18 protein-coding genes are annotated in these 16069 nt (G+C 71.5%); 15 read left to right on the top strand and 3 right to left on the bottom strand.

Annotation, left to right across the window (positions count from 1 at the left end):
• The first annotated feature begins 77 nt into the window (after positions 1–77).
• Positions 78–1184: a glycosyltransferase gene (locus ASE20_RS15330; RefSeq protein WP_082612460.1), complete on the top strand. Its 1107-nt coding sequence runs from the start codon at positions 78–80 to the stop codon at positions 1182–1184.
• Here the strand turns inward: ASE20_RS15330 and ASE20_RS15325 are convergent.
• On the bottom strand, positions 1162–2310 hold the full coding sequence (locus tag ASE20_RS15325; protein ID WP_056895433.1) for a DUF6270 domain-containing protein: 1149 nt from the start codon (positions 2308–2310) through the stop codon (positions 1162–1164). The genes ASE20_RS15330 and ASE20_RS15325 overlap by 23 nt on opposite strands.
• 137 nt (positions 2311–2447) lie before the next feature.
• Here ASE20_RS15325 and ASE20_RS15320 point away from each other — a divergent pair, with 137 nt between their 5' ends.
• The 6 genes from ASE20_RS15320 (at position 2448) to ASE20_RS15295 (ending at position 8461) form a co-directional block, all read left to right on the top strand.
• Positions 2448–2798, top strand: a complete 351-nt coding sequence (locus tag ASE20_RS15320; protein ID WP_056895432.1) for a histone-like nucleoid-structuring protein Lsr2 — start codon at positions 2448–2450, stop codon at positions 2796–2798.
• A 143-nt stretch (positions 2799–2941) separates the two neighbouring features.
• On the top strand, positions 2942–5509 hold the full coding sequence (locus ASE20_RS15315; RefSeq protein ID WP_056895431.1) for an ATP-dependent Clp protease ATP-binding subunit: 2568 nt from the start codon (positions 2942–2944) through the stop codon (positions 5507–5509).
• 114 nt (positions 5510–5623) lie between these two features.
• Positions 5624–5992 carry a hypothetical protein gene (locus tag ASE20_RS15310; RefSeq protein WP_157538469.1) on the top strand — a complete coding sequence of 123 codons (369 nt, stop codon included), beginning with the start codon at positions 5624–5626 and terminating at the stop codon, positions 5990–5992.
• Positions 5992–6996 (top strand): hypothetical protein, encoded by a 1005-nt coding sequence (locus ASE20_RS15305; RefSeq protein ID WP_056895429.1) that lies wholly within the window; start codon positions 5992–5994, stop codon positions 6994–6996. The genes ASE20_RS15310 and ASE20_RS15305 overlap by 1 nt, the downstream gene beginning before the upstream one ends.
• Positions 6993–7496, top strand: coding sequence for a hypothetical protein (locus ASE20_RS15300; RefSeq protein ID WP_056895428.1), 504 nt, complete (start codon positions 6993–6995; stop codon positions 7494–7496). The genes ASE20_RS15305 and ASE20_RS15300 overlap by 4 nt, the downstream gene beginning before the upstream one ends.
• Positions 7493–8461 (top strand): hypothetical protein, encoded by a 969-nt coding sequence (locus ASE20_RS15295; protein ID WP_056895427.1) that lies wholly within the window; start codon positions 7493–7495, stop codon positions 8459–8461. The genes ASE20_RS15300 and ASE20_RS15295 overlap by 4 nt, the downstream gene beginning before the upstream one ends.
• A 43-nt stretch (positions 8462–8504) precedes the next feature.
• Here the strand turns inward: ASE20_RS15295 and ASE20_RS15290 are convergent, their stop codons facing one another.
• The gene (locus tag ASE20_RS15290) at positions 8505–9383 is read right to left on the bottom strand and encodes an A/G-specific adenine glycosylase (protein WP_056895426.1); all 879 of its coding nucleotides are present in this window, start codon (positions 9381–9383) and stop codon (positions 8505–8507) included.
• Positions 9384–9469: 86 nt separating this feature from the next.
• On the opposite strand from ASE20_RS15290, the gene ASE20_RS15285 reads away from it, so the two are divergent.
• On the top strand, positions 9470–10210 hold the full coding sequence (locus ASE20_RS15285; RefSeq protein WP_157538468.1) for a hypothetical protein: 741 nt from the start codon (positions 9470–9472) through the stop codon (positions 10208–10210).
• A 40-nt stretch (positions 10211–10250) separates the two neighbouring features.
• A complete protein-coding gene (locus ASE20_RS15280; protein WP_157538467.1) occupies positions 10251–10991 on the top strand; it encodes an FkbM family methyltransferase in 741 nt (246 codons plus the stop codon).
• A 17-nt stretch (positions 10992–11008) separates the two neighbouring features.
• Here the strand turns inward: ASE20_RS15280 and disA are convergent, their stop codons facing one another.
• A complete protein-coding gene (gene disA / locus ASE20_RS15275; RefSeq protein ID WP_056895423.1) occupies positions 11009–12082 on the bottom strand; it encodes a DNA integrity scanning diadenylate cyclase DisA in 1074 nt (357 codons plus the stop codon).
• 147 nt (positions 12083–12229) lie between these two features.
• Here disA and ASE20_RS15270 point away from each other — a divergent pair, with 147 nt between their 5' ends.
• The 6 genes from ASE20_RS15270 (at position 12230) to ASE20_RS15245 (ending at position 16069) form a co-directional block, all read left to right on the top strand.
• Positions 12230–12850: a hypothetical protein gene (locus ASE20_RS15270; protein WP_056895422.1), complete on the top strand. Its 621-nt coding sequence runs from the start codon at positions 12230–12232 to the stop codon at positions 12848–12850.
• Positions 12843–13334 (top strand): GNAT family N-acetyltransferase, encoded by a 492-nt coding sequence (locus ASE20_RS15265; RefSeq protein WP_056895421.1) that lies wholly within the window; start codon positions 12843–12845, stop codon positions 13332–13334. The genes ASE20_RS15270 and ASE20_RS15265 overlap by 8 nt, the downstream gene beginning before the upstream one ends.
• A gap of 122 nt (positions 13335–13456) precedes the next feature.
• Positions 13457–14011 (top strand): Uma2 family endonuclease, encoded by a 555-nt coding sequence (locus ASE20_RS15260; protein WP_056895420.1) that lies wholly within the window; start codon positions 13457–13459, stop codon positions 14009–14011.
• Positions 14012–14018: 7 nt separating this feature from the next.
• Positions 14019–14213, top strand: a complete 195-nt coding sequence (locus ASE20_RS15255; protein WP_056895419.1) for a hypothetical protein — start codon at positions 14019–14021, stop codon at positions 14211–14213.
• A gap of 48 nt (positions 14214–14261) precedes the next feature.
• Entirely contained in the window at positions 14262–15680 is a 1419-nt protein-coding gene (gene purB / locus ASE20_RS15250; RefSeq protein ID WP_082612459.1) for an adenylosuccinate lyase, read from the top strand.
• The gene (locus tag ASE20_RS15245; RefSeq protein ID WP_082612458.1) at positions 15608–16069 is read left to right on the top strand and encodes an SRPBCC family protein; all 462 of its coding nucleotides are present in this window, start codon (positions 15608–15610) and stop codon (positions 16067–16069) included. The genes purB and ASE20_RS15245 overlap by 73 nt, the downstream gene beginning before the upstream one ends.

Here is a 16069-nt window from a genome sequence, read left to right as displayed (position 1 = left end):
AGGCGTGCCGTCCGAGGGTAGTAGACGGGCGACCGCCGCCCTAAAACCCGCGCAGGCGCGCCCTATGCTCGGTGCCCATGTGGAGACGACGGACGCGCCCCCGGCTCAGCGTGGTGGTCCCGCTCCACAACCAGGCGCCGTACGTCGTCCGCAGCCTCGACAGCGTGCTCGCCCAGCCCCGGGTCGACCTCGACGTGGTGGTCGTCGACGACGGGTCGACCGACGGGTCGGGTGACCTGGTCGCGACGTACGCCGCGCGGCACCCGGAGGTGACCCTGGTCCGCCAGGAGAACGCCGGGGTGTCGGTGGCGCGCAACGTGGGGCTCGAGCGCTGCACGGGGGACCTGGTCACCTTCGTCGACCCCGACGACTTCCTGCCGGCCGGGGCGTGGGCGCCGCTGCTGCGCAGCCTGGACCGCACCGGCTCGGACTTCGCCGTCGGGATGATGGAGCGCGTCGACGAGCAGGGGGTGCGGCACCGGCCGCCGCTGCTGGCCCGCAACCACGCCGAGCAGCGCCTGGGCGTCCGGATCGACGACGCACCGCTGCTGCTGGCCGACGTCTTCCCCTGCAACAAGGTCTTCCGCCACGACTTCTGGCGCACGGCCGGCCTGTCCTTCCCGGTCGGCATCCACAACTACGAGGACCAGGTCTACTCGGCCGACGCCTTCCTCGCGGCCCGCAGCTTCGACGTGCTGACCGAGGTCGTCTACGACTGGTACGTCCGGGGCGACCTGTCCTCGTCGACGAACCGTCGCGGCCGGCTGGACAACCTCGCCGACCGGTTGCGGACCAAGTACCTCGCGCTCGACCGGGTGACGGCGTACGGCAACCCGGTGCTGGTCGACACGATGTACCGCCGGATCCTCCCGATCGACATGTGGGAGCACTTCCGGGCGGCGGTCGCGCCGGGCACGCAGGAGCCGGACCGCTACTGGGCCGCGCTGCGCGAGGGCGTGCTGCGGCTGTGGAACGACGCCACGGTGCCGTTCGAGCTCGTCGACCTCCCGCCCGGGCAGCGGCTGATGGGCTGGCTGGTCGCGCAGGACCGGCGCGACGACCTCGCCCGCCTCGTCGCGGAGATCGACGGACCCGGCATCGAGCAGCGTGACGGGGCCTACCTCCACCCGTGGCGCGACGAGCCGGGCTGCCCGGAGGCGCTCAGCCGCGTCCGGCCGGCCTGACCGCTCCGTCCGGCACGGCCTCGAGGAGCCAGTCGGCGTGCGTCCGCGCGCTGGTGACCAGCCTCTCGACCCGGGGGTACGTCGCCTCGTCCACCCGCCGTCGTACCTCGGCCAGCAGCTCCTCGGCCCGGGCGGCGCCGTCGAGCGGGGGCGGCGCCGGCGGCGCCGGGACGTCGCCCGGGCGGAGCAGGCGCTTCCACCGGGGTCGCTCGCGCTCGGCGGCCAGCGCCTCGGCCCGCGCGATCGACTGCCGGTGCCACTGCGCCACCGCGAGGACGTGGTCCGCGGCGGCCGCGGCGACCGCGTCGATCCCCGCAGCAGTGTCGGGGTCGACCTCGCGGCGCAGGACCAGTCGGTCGAGCTCGGCAAGGAAGCGCGGGTAGTAGTCGTAGGTGTAGTGCACCGCCATGGCGTTCCACGGGTGGTCCTCGAAGGTGACCCAGTGCTCCTCGCCCAGGTCGATGTGGTCCCACCCGTAGGCGGACCGGGCGTGCTCGTTGAGCCGGTGCCAGAACTGCGAGCCCGCCCGTGCGCCCCGCCGGCGCCGCGGCGGCATCGGGGAGGCCAGCGTGCCTCCCGACGGGATGACCGCGTCGACGTTGAACCCGCAGTGCAGGACCACCTGCGTGTCGGGCACCTCGGCGGCCAGGAAGGCGGCGAAGCGGTCCATCGCCTCGACCCAGAGGTCGAAGTAGCGCTCGGCGTCGTCCTGCCAGCGGATCCGCTCGGTGCCGGGAGCGTCCAGCACCCGCTGGTGGAGATCGGTCTTGCGGACCCGCCAGCGGTTGTCGGTGAGGTAGCGGCCGTCGGCCAGGCGCAGGACCCCGAAGTGGACGTCGCCGAAGAAGTCGAGGACCACGACGTCGGGACGCTCCTGCGGCAGCAGCGTCAGGATCTCGCGCGACAGGTCGGAGCCGACGTTCCACAGCCCGTAGGGCTTCATCGGCTCCAACGGCTCCCAGGGCTCGTCGATGGGCGGCGACATCAGGGCGATCATCGAGCTCTGGTTGGTCGTGGCCCCGACGCTGTACCACCGCTTGTAGCCGGGGTTGAAGCGTCGGTTGAAGTTGTCGCGGGAGATGCAGCTGCCGAGGACGGAGACGGTCTTCGTCGGTGCGTCGGCCATGGCGGCGATCCTAGTGAACGACCCTCGCTGCTCCGATTCCGACAGGTGCCGATATCGGGTGCGCGGGTAAATCGAATAGCTGTGCCATTATGTGAATTCATATCCGAACATTCCCTTTTCAAAGGAAAGTCGACTTCATGGCGCAAAAGGTCAACATCATTCTCGTCGACGACATCGACGGCAGCGATGCCACGCAGACCGTCAATTTCGGGCTCGACGGTGCGAATTACGAGATCGACCTCAACGACGCGCACGCCGAGGCGCTGCGTGAGGCGCTCGCTCCCTACCTCGGCCACGGTCGCAAGGTCGGTCGTGCCGGCGCCCCGCGACGCAACGGTGGTGGCCGGGCCGCGAGTGCCGGCTCCGGCGCGGCCGGCGGTGCCTCGGCCAAGGAGATCCGGGAGTGGGCCCGCGACAACGGCCACGCCGTCCCCGAGCGCGGCCGCATCCCGGCCGACGTACGAGAGGCCTACGACGCCGCGCACTGAGGCCCGCGTCCCGGCTCCGCCGGACACCGCGATCGGGTCCGTTCGCTCTCAGCGGACGGACCCGATCCGTTTCTGCGGAACGCGTAGGGTGTGAGCGGGGTTGTATCCCGTGAACACCCCCAGGACGTGTGAGGAGCGTGCAGATGTTCGAGCGGTTCACAGACCGAGCCCGCCGGGTGGTCGTGCTGGCCCAGGAGGAGGCCCGCATGCTCTCCCACAACTACATCGGGACCGAGCACATCCTGCTCGGGCTCATCCACGAGGGCGAGGGCGTCGCTGCGAAGGCGCTCGAGTCGCTCGACATCTCCCTCGAGGCGGTCCGCGCCCAGGTCGAGGAGATCATCGGCCAGGGCCAGCAGGCGCCGTCGGGCCACATCCCCTTCACCCCGCGCGCCAAGAAGGTGCTCGAGCTGTCCCTGCGCGAGGCGCTGCAGCTCGGCCACTCCTACATCGGCACCGAGCACATCCTGCTCGGCCTGATCCGTGAGGGCGAGGGCGTCGCGGCCCAGGTGCTGCAGAAGCTCGGCGCCGACCTCAACCGGGTCCGCCAGCAGGTCATCCAGCTGCTCTCCGGCTTCCAGGGCAAGGAGACCGGCGCGGCTGCGGCCGCCTCGGGCAGCACCAGCGGTGGCGACACCCCGGCGTCCTCGCTGGTCCTCGACCAGTTCGGCCGCAACCTGACCCAGGACGCCCGCGAGGGCAAGCTCGACCCGATCATCGGCCGCGGCGCGCAGATCGAGCGCGTCATGCAGGTGCTCTCGCGTCGCACGAAGAACAACCCGGTGCTGATCGGTGAGCCCGGCGTCGGCAAGACGTCGATCGTCGAGGGCCTGGCCCAGGACATCGTCAAGGGCAACGTGCCCGAGACGCTCAAGGACAAGCAGATCTACACCCTCGACCTGGGTGCGCTCGTCGCCGGCTCGCGCTACCGCGGTGACTTCGAGGAGCGCCTCAAGAAGGTGCTCAAGGAGATCCGCACGCGTGGCGACATCGTGCTGTTCATCGACGAGATCCACACCCTCGTCGGTGCCGGCGCGGCCGAGGGCGCCATCGACGCGGCCTCGATCCTGAAGCCCATGCTGGCCCGGGGCGAGCTGCAGACGATCGGTGCGACCACCCTCGACGAGTACCGCAAGTACCTCGAGAAGGACGCCGCCCTCGAGCGCCGCTTCCAGCCGATCCAGGTCCCCGAGCCGTCGATCGCCGACACGATCGAGATGCTCAAGGGCATCCGCGACCGCTACGAGGCGCACCACCGGGTGACGATCACCGACGAGGCGCTGGTCTCCGCGGCCACCCTCGCCGACCGCTACATCTCCGACCGCTTCCTGCCCGACAAGGCGATCGACCTGATCGACGAGGCCGGCTCGCGCCTGCGGATCCGCCGGATGACGGCGCCCGCCGACCTGCGCGAGTACGACGACAAGATCGGCGAGGTGCGCCAGCGCAAGGAGGCCGCGATCGACGGCCAGGACTTCGAGGCCGCCGCCCGCCTGCGCGACGAGGAGAAGCAGCTCATCCTGGCCAAGTCCGAGCGCGAGAAGCAGTGGCGCTCGGGCGACATGGACGAGGTCGCCGAGGTCGACGAGGAGCTGATCGCCGAGGTGCTCGCCGTGGCGACCGGCATCCCGATCGTGAAGCTCTCCGAGGAGGAGTCGACCCGGCTGCTCAAGATGGAGGACGAGCTCCACAAGCGCGTCATCGGCCAGGACGAGGCCGTCAAGGCGCTGTCGCGGGCGATCCGTCGTACCCGTGCCGGCCTGAAGGACCCGAAGCGTCCCGGTGGCTCGTTCATCTTCGCCGGCCCGTCCGGTGTCGGTAAGACCTGGCTGTCCAAGACGCTCGCCGAGTTCCTCTTCGGCGACGAGGACGCGCTGATCCAGCTCGACATGTCGGAGTTCGGCGAGAAGCACACCGTCTCGCGCCTCTTCGGCTCGCCGCCGGGCTACGTCGGCTACGAGGAGGGCGGCCAGCTCACCGAGAAGGTGCGCCGCAAGCCGTTCTCGGTCGTCCTCTTCGACGAGGTCGAGAAGGCCCACCCCGACATCTTCAACAGCCTGCTGCAGATCCTCGAGGAAGGTCGCCTGACCGACTCGCAGGGCCGGGTCGTGGACTTCAAGAACTGCGTCATCATCATGACGACCAACCTCGGCTCCCGCGACATCGGCAAGTCGGTGGGCCTGGGCTTCGGCGGTGGCGACGCGGCCGGTTCCTACGACCGCATGAAGGCGAAGGTCTCCGACGAGCTCAAGCAGCACTTCCGCCCGGAGTTCCTCAACCGTGTCGACGAGATCATCGTGTTCCCGCCGCTGTCGCAGGAGCAGATCATCTCGATGGTCGACAACATGATCGCCGGCGTGGAGGTCCGCCTGAAGGACCGCGACATGCAGCTCGAGCTGACCCAGAAGGCCAAGAACCTGCTCGCCGAGCGGGGCTTCGACCCGGTCCTGGGCGCGCGGCCGCTGCGGCGCACGATCCAGCGTGAGATCGAGGACATCCTCGCCGAGAAGATGCTCTTCGGCGAGGTCGGTCCCGGCCAGATCGTCCTGGTGGACGTCGAGGGCGAGGGCGCCAACGCGACCTTCACCTTCGCCGGACAGAAGGTCAGCGCGCTGCCCGACCTGCCGCCGCTCGAGACGGTCGCCGAGGGCGGCCCGTCCGCCCCGGGCGAGGCGAGTCCGGGCGAGGACGGCGCGTCCGACTCGGCCTGACCCTCGACCGCATCCCGACCCGTCGCGTGCCACGCGGCGGGTCGGGTCGGTTTTGGGCTGCCCGGCAGGGGTAGGTCTCGATCATCGTCCGCGGCAACACACTCGGGAGTGAAGATGGCTGGTCCGGAAAGCGGGTACGACCTCGGGGTCGACCTGTCGCGCTTGTGGTGGGCAGGCAAGTACCACATCGGGGAGACGGTGGTCGGCCACATGGAGGCGGCCGCGAACAACGTGCCCTCCGAGGCGGGAGACCTCTACCGCAGCGGAGGCTGGGGTGCGCCTGACGGGGCGAACGGTCCGGCCGCCGCCATCGAGAGCTACGCCAGCAAGCTGCACACCATGCTGGTGACCAATGCGCGCAACTTCCGCGAGGTCGGCGAGGCGCTGGTGCTGGTGGCCAACGACTACGCCGCCACCGACCAGGCCGCCCGCGACGAGCTCAACAACCGGAAGAAGCAGATCCAGCAGGTCGAGGGCCACTGATGAGCTCCCACTACGACGACCTCAGCGCCAAGGGCCAGAGCCTGTTCGAGATCGCCAAGAAGGCGAAGGAGGACATGTACGGCGACTCCTACAACCTCGAGACGGGCGACACCTACGGCGACGTCGACTACGGCGCGGGCCTGGAGGGGTTCGTGAGCCTGTTCTCGGACTTCTACTGGTATCCCGACGGAAGCCAGTGGGACTCCAAGATCGCCAACCTCGAGCAGGCGCTCTACCACGTCAACTCGGGCAACTTCGACGACCCGGGCGGCAAGATCATCCCGTCGAACACCGAGCTGACCGAGCTGCTCACCGCGGCCGGCTTCATCGGCGAGTGGGACGGCGTCGCGGCTGACGAGTTCATCAGCAAGCACGTGCTGCCGTTCAACCTGCGCATGAACAACGTCTACAACGCGATCGCGGTCCTCAAGGGCGGCTACGAGAGCCTGAAGGTCGTGTGGTCGAAGGTCCCCGACAACCTCGAGGAGATCTACAGCGAGACCAAGCACGCGCTCGAGAACTGCTACGAGTGCAACGCCGACGACTGGGCGATGGCGCTCAAGGCGGCCAGCCTGGTCGCGACCGTCGCGGTGCCCTTCATCGGCGTCGCCGGCCTCGCCGTCTCGGCCGGTGCCACCTCGATCACCAAGGAGGCCGTCGAGCAGGCCGAGAAGGTGCACGGGACGATCTCGGCGACCTTCGACGCCGCCACCGCGGTCGGCGGCTCGAAGCTGGAGACCGACCCGGACTCCGAAGCACACTCCGCGGACACGCCCGAGGAGGTGCTGAAGCAGGCCGAGCAGGCCGTCAGCACGTTGACCGGCCGGATCGCGCGCGTGGAGCAGTCGATCGCCACCGGCATGGACGCGGCGCTCGCCGCACTGTCGTCGTACGGCGGCGACTTCGTCCCGCCGCGCCCGAGCCTGGCGACGGTCGACACCGACCGTGGCCTGATCGGCCGGCCGGGCGACGACTCCGACGGGATCACCTGGGTGCCTTCGTGAGGCGTTCGATCGACGAGCTGCACGCGGGCGCCCACAGCCGTGACGACCAGGTGCACGCGGAGATCTCCGGACGCCGCGACGTGCGGGTGTGGTTCGAGCCCGGGTACGTCGAACGCACCAGCGTGGCCGAGCTCGAGAGCACCGTGCAGCAGGTGCTGGCGCGCCTGTACGTCGATCGGATGAGGGCCTACTGGGACCTCCAGGGCCGTGTCGTGCCGGACCCGGTCGCCGGCCCGCCGCGTCTGATGACCCCTCGCCGGGAGGCGGTCGCCGAGGGCGTTCTCGGGATCCATGCCGAGGGGGAGTACGGCGGGGTGCGCCTCTCGACCGTCGGCATGCAGGGCTTCGTCCTCGTCCTGCCCGACGGCGTGCACCACGCCTTCGACGAGCACGGCCTGGGCGTCGCGATCGGCCGGGCGGCGTCGGCGCTGCTCGACAGCTACTTCCAGCAGGTGCTGCGGCTCAAGGCGCAGGTCGCCAGGGAAGCCGGCGACCGATGAGGGCGCCGGTCCTGCCCGTCTGGGCGGCGGTGCTGGTGCTGGGCGCGGGTGCCCTCGCCGGGTGTGGGGACGACCGCCAGGACCTCGACCCGGTCGCCGGCCGCTACGAGGCCGGCGCGTCGGGTGACACCGTGACCGTGGAGCTGCCGGTGGGGGCTGTCGTGCTGACGATCGGCGACGGCGCGGACAGCGTGGCCGACGACCGAGCGGCGGACGGCACCCAGCACGACGCGACGGGCGACCACCGCTACGTCCCGGTCTCGGCCCGGCTGGAGGACTCCGCCGAGGAGGGCGTCAGCGACCTCGTCGGTGGGGCGGCCCTGGTGGCCGACCTGCGGGTGGAGCTCGGCTCGCGGAGCGTGGCGCTGCCCACGCCGTACGCCGTGGACGAGGGCCGCGTCCGCAGGGCGCCGACGACCACCTGGGTCCCGATGACCTCGGACGAACGTGACGAGCTCACCGTGACCGTGTCCTACGACGGTCTCGAGCAGCGCATCGACGCGGACGGCCAGCGCGAACCGAGCGCCGCCGACGCCTACTACGACGGTCGCGCGGGTCGCGGTGACGGTGAGGACTGCGGACGCGGCTGGGAGACACGCGCCGGCTCCACCGTCGAGGTGAGGTGCCGGACGGCACCGACCTTCTCGCCGTACCTGCCCGGCCTCGGCTGGGCCGCGCAGGGACGGACGTTCGTGGCGGTCGACATCCGCATCAACGTGGTCGACGTCCGGGTCGGCGGCCGCGTGCCACCGTTCAGCCGGCTGCACCTCGACACCACCCTCGACGACGGTGAGGCGGTGCTGCCAGATCCCTCGATCGGCGCCGCGCCCACGCCGGACACCGCGGCGACCCTGGTGACCACCCGGTACTTCGACCTGCCGGTCGACGAGAGCGCCGTGATGGTGCTCGACGCCGACCTGTGGGGCGTCGACGCCCGGCGCTCGGTCTCCATCGCCCGCGACTGATCCCAGTCTGGGCCGGAGCCGCCCTCGAGGGACGGCACCGTCCTCAGGGCAGGGCGTAGCGACCGTCGCCGGTGCGGACGACAAGACCGTCCGCGACGAGCGAGGCGAGCGCGCGCTCGCGCTGCTCGGCTGCGTCCCAGACCGCGTCGAGGCGGGCCCTGGGCACGGCGCCGGGGGTGTCGCGGAGGACGGCGAGCAGGCGGCCGCGGCACTGTCGGTCGGTGCCGGCGTAGCCCTGGACGGGCCGGGGCGGGCCGTCGTACGCCGGGGCGCCGGCGGCCTGCCAGGCACAGGTCGCGCGGACCGGGCAGGCGTCGCAGCGGGGCCGGTCGGCGGTGCAGACCAGCGCACCGAGCTCCATGACGGCGACCGACCAGGTCGCGGCGGTCGGGGCGTCCTCGGGCAGGAGGGAGGCGCCGAGGTCGCGCTCGGCGCGGTTGACCGAGCGGGCGGGGAACTCGACGCCGGTGACCGCGCGGGCGAGCACCCGACGGACGTTGGTGTCGAGCACCACCTGGCGCTGGCCGTAGGCGAAGGCGGCGACCGCCGCCGCGGTGTAGTCGCCGACCCCGGGCAGGGCGAGCAGGTCGTCGTACGACGCCGGGACCTCGCCGCCGTGGTCCTGCGTGATGGCGACGGCCGCGGCGTGGAGCCGAAGCGCGCGGCGGGGGTACCCGAGGCGGCCCCACGCGCGGACCGCCTCACCGGACGACTCGGCTGCGAGCGCGGCCGGCGTCGGCCAGCGCTGCAACCACGCCTCGTGCACGGGGAGCACTCGCACGACCGGGGTCTGCTGCAGCATGAACTCGCTGACGAGCACCGACCAGGGCGAGGCCTCGGGGCGCCGCCAGGGCAGGTCGCGCTGGTGGGTGTCGTACCAGTCCAGGATCGGCTCGACCAGCGCGTCATCAGTCGTCGTCATCGCACGCCATTGTGACCTCCGTCGACTTCGGCGCCGGTCGGCGGGGCACCCCCGATCGCGGGCACGCGCTGACTACCGTCGTGTCCATGTCGTCCGCCCGCCCGCTGCCGCCCGGTGTCTACTGGCGCCGGCGGGTGTTCGTGCTCGGTGTCGCCTTCGCGCTGGTCTTCGTGATCGCCCGGTGGCTGACCGGGAGCAGCGACGCGTCCGACGACGACGCGCCGGTCGCCGAGCAGGCCGGAGCCCAGGTGCCGACGGCGACCCGGACCGTGACGGCGGGGGAGCAGGCCACCGACGCGACCGCGACCGGCACCGCGTCGAAGGGCGCCACCGCGAAGCCCACCCTCGCCCAGCCTGACGGCCCCTGCGAGGCGCCCGACATCGTCGTGACGCCGTCGGTGGCCAAGGGCGCCGAGGCGGGCGGCGACGTGACGCTGACCCTGTCGCTGCAGACGCTGGAGTCCGAGGCCTGCACGTGGGAGGTCTCACGGAGCACCGTGACGACGAAGATCTCCGACGGCAGCCGCGAGGTCTGGACGACCCAGCAGTGCCCGCGGGCGGTGCCGACCCAGTCGGTCGTCGTACGACGCTCGGTGGCGACGCTCGTCGAGCTCACCTGGAACGCCAAGGAGTCGGCGGCCAACTGCTCGCGCCGTACCGACTGGGTGATGCCGGGCGACTACACGATCGAGGCTGCGGCCCTCGGCGGCGAGCCGGGCAGCGCGGAGTTCTCGCTGGTGGCCCCGGCGACGAGGACGGTCGTGGTCACGCCGAAGGCGACCCCGAAGGCGACCTCGACCAAGAAGCCGAGGAAGCCCGTCAACTAGAGCGCCCCCGCGATGAGGGCCGCCACCTAGACTCCGACGGGTGACGATCATCAGGCGTTGGCTCGACAGGCGACGGTCCGTGCAGGAGCCGGCCGAGCCGGACCACCTCACGGCCGAGAACATGTACGGGAAGTACGCGATCCCGCGCTCCTCGGCGCACCGCCGGGCGGCCCGCAAGATCCTCGCCGGGCAGGTCTACGAGCCGGACACCATCGCATTGATCCGCAGCGAGTGCGGTGAGGGCGACGTCGTCCACGCGGGCACCTTCTTCGGTGACTTCCTCCCGGGACTCTCCTCGGCCCTCGCACCGGGCGCCCGGATCTACGCCTTCGAGCCGAACCCGGACAACTTCGAGTGCGCGCTCAAGACGCTGGAGCTCAACCAGATCGACAACGTGCAGCTGGAGTGCCTCGGCCTCGGGCCCGGGCCGGGCCGGAGCGAGCTGCTCACGGTCAACGCGGACGGTGTGCCTCGGGGAGGGGCCAGCCGGCTGCGGTGGGACGGCGAGGAGCTGAGCGGCCAGAGCGCGACGGTCGAGGTGGCGATCGACTCGATCGACTCCCGGGTCCCCGCCGACCGCACCCTTTCGGTCCTCCAGCTCGACGTCGAGGGCCACGAGCAGGCGGCTCTCGAGGGCGCGCTCGAGACCATCCGGCGGTGCCGGCCGCTGATCCTGCTCGAGTCCGTCCCGAGCGAGGAGTGGCTCGCCGAGCACCTGCTGCCGCTCGGCTACCAGGCCGCGGAGCGGGTCCACCACAACACGGCGTTCCGGGTCGTCTGACCCGGCCCGGACCGGGGTCAGACGTAGCGCTCGAGGATCGTCGACTCGGCGAGCCGGCTGAGGCCCTCGCGCACGCTGCGCGCGCGCAGCTCGCCGACGCCCTCGACGGCCTGCAGGTCGTCGATGCCGGCCGACAGCAGCTTCTGCAGCGTGCCGAAGTGGTCGACGAGGCCCTCGACGACGTTCGACGGCAGCCGGGGGACCTTGGTGAGCAGGCGGTACCCGCGCGGGGCGACGGCGCCGTCGAGGTGCTCGCCGGTGCCGATGCCGAGCACCTTCGCCACGGCCGACGGGTCGACCAGGTCGGTGGCGGACAGCAGCTCGAGCTTGCCGAGCAGCTCCAGTGGGTCGCGGCTGCGGCGGCGGGAGGGGACGTAGTCGCGGATCACCAGCTCACGCTCGGTGTCGACGCCGGTGATCAGCTCCTCGAGCTGCAACGCGAGCAGGCGGCCGTCGGTGCCGAGCTCGAGGACGTAGTCCTCGATCTCGCGCGCGATCCGGGTGACCATCTCCAGGCGCTGGGCGACGACGGCGACGTCGCGGACGGTGACGAGGTCCTCGATCTCCAGCGCGGACAGGGTGCTCGACACCTCGTCGAGGCGGAGCTTGTAGCGCTCGAGCGTCGCCAGCGCCTGGTTGGCGCGGGACAGGATCTGCCCGGAGTCCTCCAGCACGTGGCGGGTGTCGCCGACGTACGCCGCGATGATCTGCATCGACTGCGACACCGAGATGACCGGGTGGCCGGTCTGCTTGGCGACGCGGTCGGCCGTGCGGTGGCGGGTGCCGGTCTCCTCCGACGGGATCGTCTGGTCGGGCATCAGGTGGACGGCCGCACGGATGATCCGGTTGGCACCGGTGTCGACGATGATCGCGCCGTCCATCTTGGCGAGCTCGCGCAGCGCCGTGGCCGTGAAGGGGACGTCGAGCTCGAAGCCGCCGGTGCACAGCGTCTCGACGAGCTTGTCCTGGCCGAGCACGATCAGCGCGCCGGTGCGGCCGCGGAGGATGCGCTCGAGCCCGTCGCGCAGGGAGGTGCCCGGGGCGATGGACGCGAGTGTCTCGCGAAGTCGGGGATCGGCCGACGCGACCACCGGCGCTCCTCACTGTCGTGCTGCTCTGTGGTGCTGCTGGACCCACCCTAGTGTCCCGCGTGGCAGACAGGGGGAGCATTTGCCGCGCCACGAGCGGGCAGCCGGGGGGTGGCAGGGTCCGCAGGTCGCCGGTGGCAGAGTGGCGCCATGGCCGAGTCCGCTGAACAGGTCCACGCCCGGGTGATGGCAGCCGCCGACGAGAACGGCCGGGTCCCGCTGCCGTCCGTCGCCTCGTGGGACATCTTCCCGTGGGAGGTCGTCGACGGGGAGCTGGCGCCGAAGCGGCTCGCCGACCCGGCTCCCGAGAGGGTGCGGGAGGGCGAGGGCGGTGTCGACTGCTCCCTGTGCGGCGCGGACCAACCCGGTGTCATCTGGACCAACGACCGCTGGCGGCTCAAGCACCTGCGCGAGCGCAGTGGCCTGCCACTCGTGCTGATGCTCGAGCCGGTCGCGCACCTCGACCTCCCCGACCTCGACGACGCGATGGCCGCCGAGCACGGTGTCCTCGCCGTCCGGATCGCCCGCATCGTCGAGGGACTCCCGAACGTCGCCCGCTGCCACGTCCAGCGGGTCGGCGACGGCGCGGAGCACCTGCACACCTGGCTCATGGCCCGCACCGCCGGTCTGCCCTCGATCCTCGGCTCGTTCGCCGTCGACTGGGACGACATCCTCCCGCCCGGGCCCGAGGACGTCTGGCGCGCGGACATCGCGGCGGTCGCGACCGCGCTGGCGTCGTACGACGGGCGGGCGGTGGGCCTCGATGACTGAGTCCGCCGCTGGTGTCGTCACGGCCCGCCTCCAGCTGGTCCTCTGGGACGCCGCGACCGTCGCGGCGATCCGCGCCGGTGAGCGCCTCCCCGGCTGGCACGAGGAGTTCCCGCGCGAGGACGACCGCGGCGCCGCCAGCCTCTGGCACGACGGCGACCCGTGGGGCCCGCGCTCGATCGTCTCGCTGAAGCAGCGCCTCGTGATCGGCTCCATCGGCTTCTTCGGCCCGCCCTCGCCGGCCGCCGACGAGGTGCCCGAGGTGGAGGTCGGCTACGGCCTGGTCGCCCCGGCGCGGGGGTACGGCCTGGCCACGGAGGCGCTCGGTGCGTTGCTCGAGCGGGCGGACGCCGCCGGCGTACGGGTGCGGGCGTCGATCTCCCCGGACAACGCGGCCAGCCTGCGGGTCGTGGCCAAGGCGGGGTTCACCGGCCTGCGCGGGGCGAACGAGGACGGCGAGATGGTGCTGGTCCGCCCGCTGCGCTGACGCCTGTGGACAGCGCCGCTCGCCCGTTTCGGCCGCACGGGCGTCGCGGCATCCTTCCGTCGCTCCACCCGGGGGCGCAGAATGGAAGGAGTCCAGGTGTGGTCCGACAACCAGGAGCAGTCGTGGTCGAGCTCGAGGTCCCGCCCATCGAGCGGCGCCGCATGTCGTACGCCGAGTGGTGGGCCCTGCCGGAGAAGCCCAAGTCCGAGTGGGTCGACGGCGAGGTCGTCATCGTGAACGTCCCGCCGAGCCTTGACCACAGCGACTCCGGCAACGGTCTCAGGGATGCCCTCAAGTCCAGCTTGCCCGGCATCAAGGTCTACACCGACGTTCCACTCCGGCTGCCGCGCAACCGGGTACGACGCCCCGATCTCATGGCCTTCGACCACCGACCCGCCGGCGAGCCGGTCGAGGAGACCCCGATCCTCGTGGTCGAGGTGCTGTCGCGGGGGACCCACACCGTCGACGTCCTGGAGAAGGCGCCCGAGTACGCCGAGGCCGGCATCGGGCAGTTCTGGATCATCGACCCCGAGGCCCGGACCCTGGACGTCTACTGCTTGACCGACAGCCGGTGGGAGCCACTGCTGCGCCTTGATGACTTCGCTCGTTCGGGTGAGGTGGTCGTGGCAGACCACGGGACCGTGCGGCTCGAGCTGGGGCAGGTGCTCGGTGGCTGATCGAGCGATGGCCTGGCTTCCAGAGCCCGAGATGCCGGCGTTTCGACTGAACCAGGACGAGGCCTACCAGCGTCTGACCGTCGTACTGATGAGGGACGAGGTGATTCCGTTGCTGGAGCGTCACGGCGTCAGCGTCGAGTGGAACGGTGCGCTCGACACGCGGATCCTGGTCGCTGACGTCGACGCCGTCGTTCTCGTCTGAGCACGTGCGATTCGGACCTGTTCTCCGCGAGTGGGAGAATGGGCCACCGTGACCGTCCCGAACGTCCTCGCCACCCGCTACGCCGCCGCCGACCTCGCCGAGATCTGGTCGCCCGAGCACAAGATCGTCCTCGAGCGGCAGCTGTGGATCGCCGTCCTCAAGGCGCAGAAGGACCTCGGTATCGACGTGCCCGACGGGGTCGTCGAGGCCTACGAGAAGGTCGTCGACGTCGTCGACCTGCAGAGCATCGCGGACCGCGAGCGGATCACCCGCCACGACGTGAAGGCGCGGATCGAGGAGTTCGCCGCGCTGGCCGGTCACGAGCACATCCACAAGGGCATGACCAGCCGCGACCTCACCGAGAACGTCGAGCAGCTGCAGGTGAAGCAGTCCCTCGCGCTGCTCCGCGACCGCGCGATCGCCACCCTCGCTCGCCTGGGCCGGCTGGCCGCCGAGCACGAGACGACGGTCATGGCCGGTCGCTCCCACAACGTCGCCGCGCAGGCGACCACGCTGGGCAAGCGGTTCGCGACGGTCGCCGACGAGCTGATGATCGGCGTCGAGCGCATCGAGCAGTTGCTCGCCCGCTACCCGCTGCGCGGCATCAAGGGCCCGATGGGCACCGCCCAGGACATGCTCGACCTGCTGGGCGGCGACGCGGACAAGCTGACGGACCTCGAGCAGCGGGTGGCCCGGCACCTTGGCTTCGACCGGGTGCTGACCAGCGTCGGCCAGGTCTACCCGCGCTCCCTCGACTTCGACGTGCTCTCCGCGCTGGTCCAGCTGACCGCGGCGCCCTCCAACCTCGCCACCACGATCCGCCTGATGGCCGGCAACGAGATCGTCACCGAGGGCTTCAAGGAGGGCCAGGTCGGCTCGTCCGCGATGCCCCACAAGATGAACACCCGCTCCTGCGAGCGGGTCAACGGGCTCGCCGTCGTCACGCGCGGCTACCTCTCCATGGTCGGCGAGCTCGCCGGCGACCAGTGGAACGAGGGCGACGTCTCCTGCTCGGTCGTACGACGGGTGGCCCTGCCCGATGCCTTCTTCGCCGTCGACGGCCTGTTCCAGACCTTCCTCACCGTGCTCGACGAGTTCGGCGCCTTCCCGGCGGTCATCCAGCGCGAGCTCGACCGCTACCTGCCCTACCTCGCCACCACCAAGGTGCTGATGGCCGCGGTCCGCAACGGTGTGGGCCGCGAGGCCGCGCACGAGGCGATCAAGGAGGCCGCCGTCGGTACGGCGCTGGCCATGCGCCAGGGCCAGGCCGAGAACGACGTCTTCGCCAAGCTCGCCGCCGATGACCGGCTCGGCCTCACGACCGAGCAGCTGCAGTCGCTGGTCGCGGACCCGATCACCTTCACCGGTGCCGCGGTCGCGCAGACCCAGGAGGTCTGCCGCCAGGTCGCCGCGATCGTGGCGCAGAACCCGGCCGCGGCTGCCTACGAGCCGGGCGCGATCCTCTGACCAGGATCGAGGTCGCCTTCCCGGTCCCGGCGGACCGGGCCTACGCCTACCTCGCGGACCCGCGGAACCGGCCGCAGTGGCAGTCCTCCTTGCGTGGGGTGGCCGACGTCGCCCCCGACCTCGACACCTGGACCGACGTCACGGTGGTCCCGGGCGTGCGCCCCCGCATGCGGACGACGCTCGCCGAGCCGCCGTACCGCTGGGCGGAGGAGGGCACCTGCGGTCCCTTCCGGGCGCGCCTCGAGCTGGCCTTCGTGCCCGACGGCGACGGCTGCCGGGTGACCGCCGACTTCATCGTCCGCGGCGCCGGGCTCGGCCGCCTCGTCACGTGGGGCAGCCGGGCCGCGGTCGCGGCCGACCTGCGCCGCGCCGCCCGGCTCAGCGGCTGA

Origin of the sequence: Nocardioides sp. Root240 (assembly GCF_001428825.1) — a bacterium.
Taxonomy (GTDB): domain Bacteria; phylum Actinomycetota; class Actinomycetes; order Propionibacteriales; family Nocardioidaceae; genus Nocardioides.
Note: the sequence above shows the minus strand (reverse complement) of the source record. Positions and strands in the feature narration are given on the sequence as shown.

Coding starts and splice junctions, on each gene's coding strand:
- ASE20_RS15330 (WP_082612460.1), top strand. CDS start 78: ATGTGGAGACGACGGACGCGCCCCCGGCTCAGCGTGGTGGTCCCGCTC.
- ASE20_RS15325 (WP_056895433.1), bottom strand. CDS start 2,310: ATGGCCGACGCACCGACGAAGACCGTCTCCGTCCTCGGCAGCTGCATC.
- ASE20_RS15320 (WP_056895432.1), top strand. CDS start 2,448: ATGGCGCAAAAGGTCAACATCATTCTCGTCGACGACATCGACGGCAGC.
- ASE20_RS15315 (WP_056895431.1), top strand. CDS start 2,942: ATGTTCGAGCGGTTCACAGACCGAGCCCGCCGGGTGGTCGTGCTGGCC.
- ASE20_RS15310 (WP_157538469.1), top strand. CDS start 5,624: ATGGCTGGTCCGGAAAGCGGGTACGACCTCGGGGTCGACCTGTCGCGC.
- ASE20_RS15305 (WP_056895429.1), top strand. CDS start 5,992: ATGAGCTCCCACTACGACGACCTCAGCGCCAAGGGCCAGAGCCTGTTC.
- ASE20_RS15295 (WP_056895427.1), top strand. CDS start 7,493: ATGAGGGCGCCGGTCCTGCCCGTCTGGGCGGCGGTGCTGGTGCTGGGC.
- ASE20_RS15290 (WP_056895426.1), bottom strand. CDS start 9,383: ATGACGACGACTGATGACGCGCTGGTCGAGCCGATCCTGGACTGGTAC.
- ASE20_RS15285 (WP_157538468.1), top strand. CDS start 9,470: ATGTCGTCCGCCCGCCCGCTGCCGCCCGGTGTCTACTGGCGCCGGCGG.
- ASE20_RS15270 (WP_056895422.1), top strand. CDS start 12,230: ATGGCCGAGTCCGCTGAACAGGTCCACGCCCGGGTGATGGCAGCCGCC.
- ASE20_RS15265 (WP_056895421.1), top strand. CDS start 12,843: ATGACTGAGTCCGCCGCTGGTGTCGTCACGGCCCGCCTCCAGCTGGTC.
- ASE20_RS15255 (WP_056895419.1), top strand. CDS start 14,019: ATGGCCTGGCTTCCAGAGCCCGAGATGCCGGCGTTTCGACTGAACCAG.